The following is a 9,497-nucleotide window of genomic DNA, read 5'->3' as shown; positions in this document are numbered from 1 at the left end:
GGGGTCTGGGGGCTTGCCCCCAGTTACGGGAAGGGGCGGGGTGGGGGAGAGAAATCCGGACGGAACCCCGACCAGACCGCCACGCTCCGCGGGGCGGGGCGGCGCAGCGGCGCCCCGGCGTCGCGAAGACGCCAAGGCGTCAGCCGACCGCCAGCGCGTCGACCGCGGCCGCCGCGGGCACCGAGGCGCGGGGCCGAGCCCCGGCTACCGCTCCAGCCGTGCCGGATGCGGGTTCGGGCCCCGGTTTCGGCGCCGCTGACCGTTGGCGCCGACGGCTGCGGCCGTCGCGGCCACCGCGGCGAGACCGAGCCCCCGCCACCGCACCAGCCGCACAAGCCGCACGATCGAGCCCCGGCTACCGCACCAGCCGCGCCGGATGCGGGGCCGAGCCCCGGCTACCGCGTCGTCGGATCCGCCGGATGCGGCGCCAGCAGCGGCAGCTGAGACGCCAGACGGGCCTCGCACAACTCGGCCAGGCGGTCGTAGGCCTTCTTGCCCATCATTTCCGTGAGCTCGGGGCGGTAGGAGACGTACACCGGATCGCCCGCGCCATGCGCGGACGTCGCCGAGGTGCACCACCAGTGCAGGTCGTGGCCGCCAGGACCCCAGCCCCGCCGGTCGTACTCGCCGATCGACACCTGGAGCACCCGCGTGTCGTCGGGCCGGTCGATCCACTCGTACGTGCGCCGCACCGGCAGCTGCCAGCAGACGTCCGGCTTCGTCTCCAGCGGCTCCCGGCCCTCGCGCAGCGCCAGGATGTGCAGCGAGCAGCCCGCGCCGCCCGCGAAGCCCGGACGGTTCTGGAAGATGCAGGAGCCCTCGTAGCGGCGGGTCTGGCGGTCGCCGTCCTCGTCCTCCTGGGTCCAGCCGCTCTCCGTGCCGACCGGGTGGTGCTGCCAGATGTCGGGCGTGAGCCGCGCCACATGGCCCGCCACCCGCTGCTCGTCCTCCTCGTCCGAGAAGTGCGCGCCCAGCGTGCAGCAGCCGTCGTCCGCGCGGCCCGCCTGGATGCCCTGGCAGCCGCTGCCGAAGATGCAGTGCCAGCGGGACGTCAACCACGTCAGGTCGCAGCGGAAGGTCTGTTCGTCGTCGGCCGGGTCCGGGAACTCGACCCAGGCCCGGGCGAAGTCCAGCCCCTGTTCGTCGGAGGCCGGGGCAGCGGGCGGCGCCTCGGCGGCGCCGTTCTTGGAACCCTTCTTCGACGCCTTGGAGGATTTGTCGGTCTTCGCCTTTTTCGTCTTGGCCACGTATCAAGGGTATGCGGGCTATGGGGGTCGTGTGGACCGACGACCGCTGAACGCGCAGTAGCGTTTTCCCTATGAGACTCGGTGTCCTCGACGTGGGATCGAACACGGTGCATCTGCTGGTGGTGGACGCACACCCCGGCGCGCGCCCGCTGCCCGCGCATTCGCACAAGGCGGAGCTGCGGCTCGCCCAACTTCTCGACAGCAGCGGAGCCATCGGCCCCGAGGGCGTCGACCAGCTGATCGCCACCATCCAGGACGCCCTGCAGGCGGCCGAGGACAAGGGCTGCGAGGACGTCCTGTCCTTCGCGACGTCGGCGGTCCGCGAGGCGGGCAACGCCGACGCCGTACTCGCCCGGGTCAAGGCCGAGACCGGCGTCGACCTCCAGGTGCTGAGCGGCGAGGAGGAGGCGAAGCTCACCTTCCTCGCCGCCCGCCGCTGGTTCGGCTGGTCCGCCGGGCGGCTCCTCGTCCTGGACATCGGCGGCGGCTCACTCGAAGTCGCGTACGGCATCGACGAGGAGCCGGACGCCGCGGTGTCCCTGCCGCTGGGCGCCGGACGGCTGACCGCGGCCTGGCTGCCCGGCGACCCGGCCGACCCGCAGGACGTGAAGGTCCTGCGCCGCCATGTACGGGCCCAGATCGCCCGTACGGTCGGCGAGTTCAGCCGCTTCGGCAGCCCCGACCACGTGGTGGCCACCTCGAAGACGTTCAAGCAGCTCGCCCGGCTCGCGGGCGCCGCGCGCTCGGCCGAGGGGCTCTACGTACAGCGGGAGCTCAAGCGCAGGTCCCTGGAGGACTGGGTGCCGCGGCTGGCCGCGATGACCGAGCGCGAGCGCGGCGAGCTGCCCGGAGTCTCCGAGGGCCGGGCGGGACAGCTGCTCGCCGGAGCGCTGGTCGCGGAGGGCGCAATGGACCTCTTCGGCGTCGAGACACTGGAGATCTGTCCCTGGGCCCTGCGCGAGGGCGTCATCCTGCGCCGTCTGGACCACCTGCCGGAAGACCAGACGGCGCTCTGACGCCGCCGGTGGTGGGCCGGGGGCGCCGGTACACCGCTGCCCGTGGTGGGCCGGGCACGCCCGAACGCTGCCACCCGTGGTGGGCCGGGCACGCCCGAACGCTGCCACCCGTGGTGGGCCGGGCACGCCCGAACGCTGCCGCCCGCGGTGGGCCGGGCACGCCCGCACGCCGCCACCCGCGGTGGCCGGGGACGGCTTGAGGGCGTCTGCCGATCGGCGCGCCCGGGCCCGTACTCTGTCCCTCGTGGCAGAACCAGTGGTGCGCATCCCGGATGCGAAGGTCGCCCTGTCGACGGCCTCGGTCTACCCGGAGTCGACGGCGACGGCCTTCGAGATCGCCGCACGCCTGGGCTACGACGGAGTCGAGGTCATGGTCTGGACGGACCCCGTCAGCCAGGACATAGAGGCGCTGCGCAGGCTCTCCGACTACCACCGGGTGCCGGTGCTCGCCATTCACGCGCCCTGCCTGCTGATCACCCAGCGGGTCTGGTCCACGGACCCCTGGGTGAAGCTCCAGCGGGCCCAGGCCGCCGCCGAGAAGCTCGGTGCGTCGACGGTGGTGGTGCACCCGCCGTTTCGCTGGCAGCGCCAGTACGCGCGCGACTTCGTCAGCGGCCTGTGGCGGATGGCGGACGAGACGGACGTACGTTTCGCGGTCGAGAACATGTACCCGTGGCGCTACCGCGACCGCGAGATGCTCGCGTACGCCCCCGAGTGGGATGTGACCAAGGACGACTTCCGGCACTTCACGGTCGACCTCTCGCACACCGCCACCGCCCGCACCGAGGCGATGCACATGATCGACCGCATGGGCGACCGGCTCGCCCATGTCCACCTCGCGGACGGCAACGGCTCCGCCAAGGACGAGCACCTGGTGCCAGGACGCGGCACCCAGCCCTGTGCCGAGCTCCTGGAGCGCCTCGCCCGCACCGGCTTCGACGGCCATGTGGTGATCGAGGTCAACACCCGGCGCGCGATGTCCAGCGCCGAACGCGAGGCCGACCTGGCGGAGGCCCTGGCGTTCACCCGCCTGCACCTGGCCTCCACCACGCTCCGGGCGTCCACGGAGCAGTCGTGAACGCCGCGGCCCCCCGACGCCGGGGACGTCCGCCCCGTACGGAATCCACGGACACGCCCGCGACCCGCGACCGCATCCTGACCGTGGCCCGCGAGGAGTTCGCCGAGCGCGGCTACGACAAGACGTCCGTACGCGGCATCGCCAAGGCCGCGGGCGTGGACCCGGCCCTGGTCCACCACTACTTCGGCACCAAGGACGAGATCTTCGCGGCGGCCATCGAGATGTCCTTCGAGCCGACGCTGGTGGTGACGGACGTGCTGGCCGAGGGCCCGGAGGGCGTGGGCGAGCGGCTGGCGCGCTTCTTCCTCTCCGTCTGGGAGAACCCCGCGACCCGTAAGCCCCTGCTCGCCGTCATCCGCTCGGCGGTGACCCACGAGGCGGCGGCGAAGGTGCTGCGCGCGTTCGTGCTGCGCCGGGTGCTGGAGCGGGTTGCCGCCGACCTGGACGTACCGAACCCGAAGTTCCGCGCGGAGCTGGCGGCCTCGCACATGGTCGGCATCGCGGTACTGCGGTACGTGGTCCGGGTGGAGCCGCTGGCATCGGCGGACCCGGAGGAGATCATCGCGATGGTCGCCCCGACCCTCCAGCGGTACCTGACCGAGAAGTGAGCCAATGGCCGCCGCCCGGGTACGGGCCACTGACCGACACGTGAGCCACCCGTCCCGTATTCCGGACATGCTGTCCGGATCTTGGATGGACGGCGTAGGCTCGGCACCAGCCCCATCTGCCTGAAGGAGCGAGCGACGATGCCCGAGCTGAGGTCCCGCACAGTCACCCACGGCCGCAACATGGCGGGCGCCCGCGCCCTTATGCGGGCGTCGGGCGTAGCGAGCGAGGACATCGGCAAGCCGATCATCGCGGTCGCCAACTCCTTCACCGAGTTCGTGCCAGGACACACCCACCTGGCGCCGGTCGGCCGGATCGTCAGCGAGGCCATCCAGGCCGCGGGCGCCGTCCCGCGCGAGTTCAACACCATCGCGGTCGACGACGGCATCGCGATGGGCCACGGCGGCATGCTCTACTCGCTGCCCTCGCGCGACCTGATCGCGGACTCGGTCGAGTACATGGTCGAGGCCCACTGCGCGGACGCGCTGATCTGCATCTCCAACTGCGACAAGATCACCCCCGGCATGCTGATGGCCGCCCTGCGCCTCAACATCCCGACGATCTTCGTCTCCGGCGGGCCCATGGAGGCTGGCAAGGCGACGCTGGTCGACGGCACGGTCCGCAGCCTCGACCTGGTCGACGCGATCTCGGACGCCGTCAACGACCAGGTCTCGGACGCCGACATCCTCCGTATCGAGGAGAACGCCTGCCCGACCTGCGGCTCCTGCTCCGGCATGTTCACCGCCAACTCGATGAACTGCCTGGCCGAGGCGATCGGCCTGGCCCTGCCCGGCAACGGCTCGGTGCTCGCCACCCACACCGCCCGCAAGGCCCTGTACGAGAACGCCGGGCGCACGATCGTCGAGATCACCAAGCGCCACTACGAGCAGGGCGACGAGACGGTCCTGCCGCGCGCGATCGCCACCCGCGAGGCCTTCGAGAACGCGATGGCCCTGGACATCGCGATGGGTGGCTCGACCAACACGATCCTGCACCTGCTCGCCGCCGCCCAGGAGGCCGAGCTCGACTACGGCCTGAGCGACATGGACGAGGTCTCGCGCCGCGTCCCGTGCCTGGCCAAGGTCGCCCCGAACGTCGCCCCTGGCGGCACGTACTACATGGAGGACGTGCACCGCGCCGGTGGCATCCCCGCGATCCTCGGCGAGCTCTACCGCGGCGGCCTGCTGAACGAGGGCGTGCACAGCGTGCACGCCGACTCCCTCGCCGAGTGGCTCAAGACCTGGGACGTGCGCGGTGGCTCCCCGTCCGCCGAGGCCGTCGAGCTGTGGCACGCGGCCCCCGGCTGCGTCCGCTCCGCCACCGCCTTCTCGCAGTCCGAGCGCTGGGAGACCCTGGACACGGACGCCGAGGGCGGCTGCATCCGCTCGGTCGAGCACGCCTACTCCAAGGACGGCGGCCTCGCCGTGCTGAAGGGCAATCTGGCGGTCGACGGCTGTGTCGTGAAGACCGCAGGTGTCGATGAGTCGATCTGGACGTTCGAGGGTCCGGCCGTGGTCTGCGAGTCGCAGGAAGAGGCCGTCGACAAGATCCTCACCAAGCAGATCAAGGAGGGCGACGTCGTCGTCATCCGCTACGAGGGCCCCAAGGGCGGTCCTGGCATGCAGGAGATGCTCTACCCGACGTCCTTCCTCAAGGGCCGCGGCCTGGGCAAGGCCTGCGCCCTGGTCACCGACGGCCGCTTCTCCGGTGGCACCTCGGGCCTGTCCATCGGCCACGCATCGCCGGAGGCCGCGTCCGGCGGCACCATCGCGCTGGTCCAGGACGGCGACCGCATCCGTATCGACATCCCGAACCGCGGCATCGAGCTCCTGGTCTCCGACGAGGAACTGGCCACCCGCCGCGCCGCCCTGAACGGCGTCTACGCGCCGAAGTCCCGCGAGCGCAAGGTCTCGCAGGCCCTCAAGGCGTACGCGGCCATGGCCACCAGCGCCGACAAGGGCGCGGTGCGGGACGTCACCAAGCTGGGCTGACACCGACCGGTGAGCCGGGGGCGGCTCTATCAGGGGTGCCAGGGGTGCCAGGGGTGCCTAGAGAACCGCGGGCACCGGGGATAATCGACGGCGTGAGCGACGAACCCGACACCAGCCGCACCCCCAGCGCCTCCGGCGCCCCGGGCCCATCCGGTGGCCCCGAGCCTGAGGACATCCGGTTCTTCGGCACGACCTGGGTCGACCACGACGGCGGATACGCCCTGCGCCGGGTCGGCGTCGCCGTCGGCTCGCTGGCCCTCGCGGCCGTCGGCTGTCTGGCGCTGCGGTTCGGCTACCAGGGTCTGCAGATCGCGGAGATCGGCAGCTTCGTCGGCGTCCTGGTCGTGGTGATGTTCGCGGTCTGCAGCGCGCTCGCGTTCCGCCGCACCTGGGAGTCGTACGGCAAGCGCCTCGACCCGCAGACCCAGCAGTCGCTGCGCAGCATGCTGGCGATCGGCTTCGTTGGCGCGCTTCTCGCCTATTTCTTCCGCTCCCTGATCGAGGCCCCCGGCGAGAAGCTCCGCCGCGCGGAGTACGAAACGGCCCGCGAGCAGTACGAACGCCGCCAGGCCCGGCGCGCGGGCAACCCCAAGGCTCGAACAAAGAAGCCAAAGCGCAGGAACTGAGCCCAGCCGCCCGGCACGATGGGCCGCATGACGGATCACGCGCTGTCCTTCGACACGGTCGCCGCTCAGTACGCCACCGCGCGCCCCGGCTATCCACCGGGACTCCTGGACACGGTCGAGGAGCTCGCCGGACGCCCGCTGCGCGGCGCGCGCGTGCTGGACGTGGGCGCCGGGACCGGCATCGCGACCCGCCTGCTCACCGAGCGCGGGGCGGATGTCGTCGCGGTCGAGCCGGGCCCCGAGATGGGCGCCCAGCTGCGGGAGGCCCTGCCCACGGTCCCGCTGGTACGCGCGGTGGGCGACGCCCTCCCGTTCGCGGATGGCAGCGCCGATCTGATCACGTACGGCCAGGCCTGGCACTGGACCGACCCGGAGCGCTCCGTTCCGGAGGCCCTGCGCGTCCTGACACCCGGTGGCGCGCTCGCCCTGTGGTGGAACGTGCCCGACCCCGAGGTCGGCTGGGCCACCGAGCAGGAGGCCCGGCTCAAGCAGCGGCTGCCCGGCTACCACGCGAACGAGCTGAGCTTCCGGGTCGGAGAGACCATCACCCGGCTCGCCCCGGGCCAGCCGGTGTCCCGGCGGCTGCGCTGGACCCGCCGCGTCCCCGTCGACGTCCACCTGGCGCACCTGGGCAGCAGGTCCTACTTCGCGGCGTTGGGGCCCGGGCGGACGGCGCCGGTGCTGGCGGATGAGCGACAGTACGTACTGCGCGAATTCCCCGACGGTGTCGTCGAGGAGGCGTACGCCCTGGACCTCACCGTCACACTCCGCTGAGCCACTTCGTCAGACTCTGCACAGCGCGGTGAGCTCAGCGGAAAGGACCCACGACATGGCAGACATGGCAGACCCGTCAGGCCCGGCAGACCGGCCACAGTCGGCAGGCCCGACGCCGTCCGCGCGGCACCTCGCCGCGTTCGAGGAGCAGCGCCCCCGCCTGTGGGGCATCGCCTACCGCATCCTCGGCCTGGTCACGGACGCCGAGGACGCCGTCCAGGAGGCCTGGCTGCGCTGGCAGGCACTGCCGGAGGACGAGGTCGCCGACCCCCGCGCCTATCTGACGACGGTGATCAGCCGCATCTGCTACGACCAGCTGGGCTCGGCCCGCGCCCGCCGCGAGCGCTATGTCGGCCCATGGCTGCCCGAGCCGGTCCTGACCGACGACACCACAGGCCCCGAGGACCGAGTGACCCTGGACGAGTCGGTCGGCTACGCCCTGCTCACGGTGCTGGAGCGGCTTACCCCGGCCGAGCGCACCGCCTTCGTTCTGCACGACGTGTTCGCGGTCCCCTTCCCGGAGATCGCCGAAGCGGTCGGCCGGACCCCGGACTCCGTACGGCAGCTGGCCTCCCGTGCCCGTAAGCGGGTACGGGCCGAGGCGCCGAACCGCTCCGTCGACCGCGGCGAGCACCGGCGGGCCGTCGACGCCTTCCTGGCGGCCGCGGCCCAAGGGGACTTCGACGGGCTGCTGAAGGTGCTCGACCCCGAGGTGGTGTGGCGTTCGGACGGCGGTGGCAAGGTCATGGCGGCCCGGGTCCCGATCCACGGCGCCGAGCAGGTCGCCCGCTTCGCCCAGCGGCTGGCCCGTGGCCTCGCCAAGGCGACGGCGCGGATGTCCGTACGGGACGTGAACGGCGCGCCGGGCCTGGTCTTCGTCGAACCGGTCAGCGGCCAGGCGTCCGTCTTCGCCTTCACGGTTCACGACGGACTGATCACCGAGGTCGCCGCGGTGGTCAACCCGGACAAGCTGAGCCACCTGGACCTGGACGAGCTCTGAACATCCCGCCCTGAACGTCCCGCGCCGAGCTGCTGTCACACTCCCGCCCGCTGCGTCGTCTCCCCTGCATGACGAACTCAACGGCAAAGAACGACCACCAGGTCCTGGTACTCGGCGCGGGCTACGCGGGCCTGCTGGCCGCCCTGTCCCTCGCGCCCCACGCGCGCGTGACGCTCGTCGACCCGAGCGACCACTTCACCGAACGCGTCAGGCAGCACGAGCTCGCCGCCGGCCGACCCGACATCACCCACCCGCTGAGCTCCTTCCTCGGCACCACAGGCGTCGAGCACATCGCGGCCCGCGCCACCGCCATCGACCTCCACGCGCGCGTGGTGACCACCGACAACGGCCGCAGCCTGCCGTACGACCGACTCGTCTACGCCCTCGGCAGCCGCACCGCCGCCACCGGCGGCGAACGCGCCTTCACCGCCGAAACCGCCGACGCGCTGCGCAAGCGGCTGCGGGACAACCCCGGCCGCCTCGCCATCGTGGGCGGCGGCCTCACCGGCATCGAGATGGCCGCGGAACTCGCCGAGACCTACCCCGAGTGGGACATCCGCCTGTTGTCCCGCGAGGTCGGCGATGGCCTGTCCGCCAAGGGCCGCGCCCACGTCCGTACGACCCTCACCGCACTCGGCGTCTCGCTCGCCGAGGGCGAACGCGTCACCAGCGCCGACGACGTGGACGCAGACGCGGTCCTCTGGTCGGCCTCGATGGTCCCCAACACCGAGCTGGCAGCCCGCTCCGGCCTCGCCCTGCACCCGTCGAACGGCCGTATCGAGGTCGACGCGTTCCTGCGCTCGGCCTCCCACCCCGAGGTGTACGTCGCCGGGGACGCGGCCGCCGCGCACGCACCCGGCGCCGGGGCGCTGCGGATGGCCTGCGCCACCGCACTCCCCACCGGAGCGCAGGCCGCCGCAGCGCTCCGCGCGTCGCTGGACGGAACCGAGCCGCGCCCGTTCCGCTTCGGCTACCAGATCCAGTGCGTCAGCCTGGGCCGCCGCAACGGCCTGGTCCAGACGGTCCGCTCCGACGACAGCCCGCGTGAACTGATCCTGAAGGGCCGGGTGGCCGCGTACACCAAGGAACAGATCGTCCGCTACACCGTCCGCCTCCTCCAGAAGGCGGCCCGCTAGCTCGCGAGCGGGCCGCCACCCGC

The 9,497-nt window shown here is 72.3% G+C and carries 9 protein-coding genes; 8 read left to right on the top strand and 1 reads right to left on the bottom strand.

The window, feature by feature from the left end; all coding sequences use genetic code 11:
- Nucleotides 1-395: 395 nt before the first annotated feature.
- Nucleotides 396-1,247, bottom strand: coding sequence for a hypothetical protein (locus U9R90_RS14715; protein WP_411056884.1), 852 nt, complete (start codon nucleotides 1,245-1,247; stop codon nucleotides 396-398).
- Nucleotides 1,248-1,318: 71 nt separating this feature from the next.
- Here U9R90_RS14715 and U9R90_RS14710 point away from each other — a divergent pair, with 71 nt between their 5' ends.
- From U9R90_RS14710 to U9R90_RS14675, 8 genes are all read left to right on the top strand, one after another.
- A complete protein-coding gene (locus U9R90_RS14710) occupies nucleotides 1,319-2,263 on the top strand; it encodes a Ppx/GppA family phosphatase (protein ID WP_411056883.1) in 945 nt (314 codons plus the stop codon).
- Between the two features lie 244 nt (nucleotides 2,264-2,507).
- The gene (locus tag U9R90_RS14705; protein WP_411056882.1) at nucleotides 2,508-3,341 is read left to right on the top strand and encodes a sugar phosphate isomerase/epimerase family protein; all 834 of its coding nucleotides are present in this window, start codon (nucleotides 2,508-2,510) and stop codon (nucleotides 3,339-3,341) included.
- Nucleotides 3,338-3,949: a TetR family transcriptional regulator gene (locus tag U9R90_RS14700; protein ID WP_411056881.1), complete on the top strand. Its 612-nt coding sequence runs from the start codon at nucleotides 3,338-3,340 to the stop codon at nucleotides 3,947-3,949. Before U9R90_RS14705 ends, U9R90_RS14700 begins: the two co-directional genes overlap by 4 nt.
- Nucleotides 3,950-4,087: 138 nt before the next feature.
- The gene (ilvD, locus tag U9R90_RS14695) at nucleotides 4,088-5,938 is read left to right on the top strand and encodes a dihydroxy-acid dehydratase (RefSeq protein ID WP_411056880.1); all 1,851 of its coding nucleotides are present in this window, start codon (nucleotides 4,088-4,090) and stop codon (nucleotides 5,936-5,938) included.
- 92 nt (nucleotides 5,939-6,030) lie between these two features.
- Nucleotides 6,031-6,564, top strand: a complete 534-nt coding sequence (locus tag U9R90_RS14690) for an EamA/RhaT family transporter (RefSeq protein ID WP_411056879.1) — start codon at nucleotides 6,031-6,033, stop codon at nucleotides 6,562-6,564.
- A 27-nt stretch (nucleotides 6,565-6,591) separates the two neighbouring features.
- Nucleotides 6,592-7,338, top strand: a complete 747-nt coding sequence (locus U9R90_RS14685) for a class I SAM-dependent methyltransferase (RefSeq protein ID WP_411056878.1) — start codon at nucleotides 6,592-6,594, stop codon at nucleotides 7,336-7,338.
- 64 nt (nucleotides 7,339-7,402) lie between these two features.
- On the top strand, nucleotides 7,403-8,338 hold the full coding sequence (gene sigJ / locus U9R90_RS14680) for an RNA polymerase sigma factor SigJ (protein ID WP_411057747.1): 936 nt from the start codon (nucleotides 7,403-7,405) through the stop codon (nucleotides 8,336-8,338).
- 68 nt (nucleotides 8,339-8,406) lie between these two features.
- The gene (locus tag U9R90_RS14675) at nucleotides 8,407-9,474 is read left to right on the top strand and encodes an NAD(P)/FAD-dependent oxidoreductase (protein ID WP_411056877.1); all 1,068 of its coding nucleotides are present in this window, start codon (nucleotides 8,407-8,409) and stop codon (nucleotides 9,472-9,474) included.
- The last annotated feature ends 23 nt before the right edge of the window (nucleotides 9,475-9,497 follow it).

Origin of the sequence: Streptomyces sp. E11-3 (assembly GCF_046540415.1) — a bacterium.
GTDB lineage: Bacteria > Actinomycetota > Actinomycetes > Streptomycetales > Streptomycetaceae > Streptomyces.
This window is presented reverse-complemented; position numbering and strand designations above follow the sequence as displayed.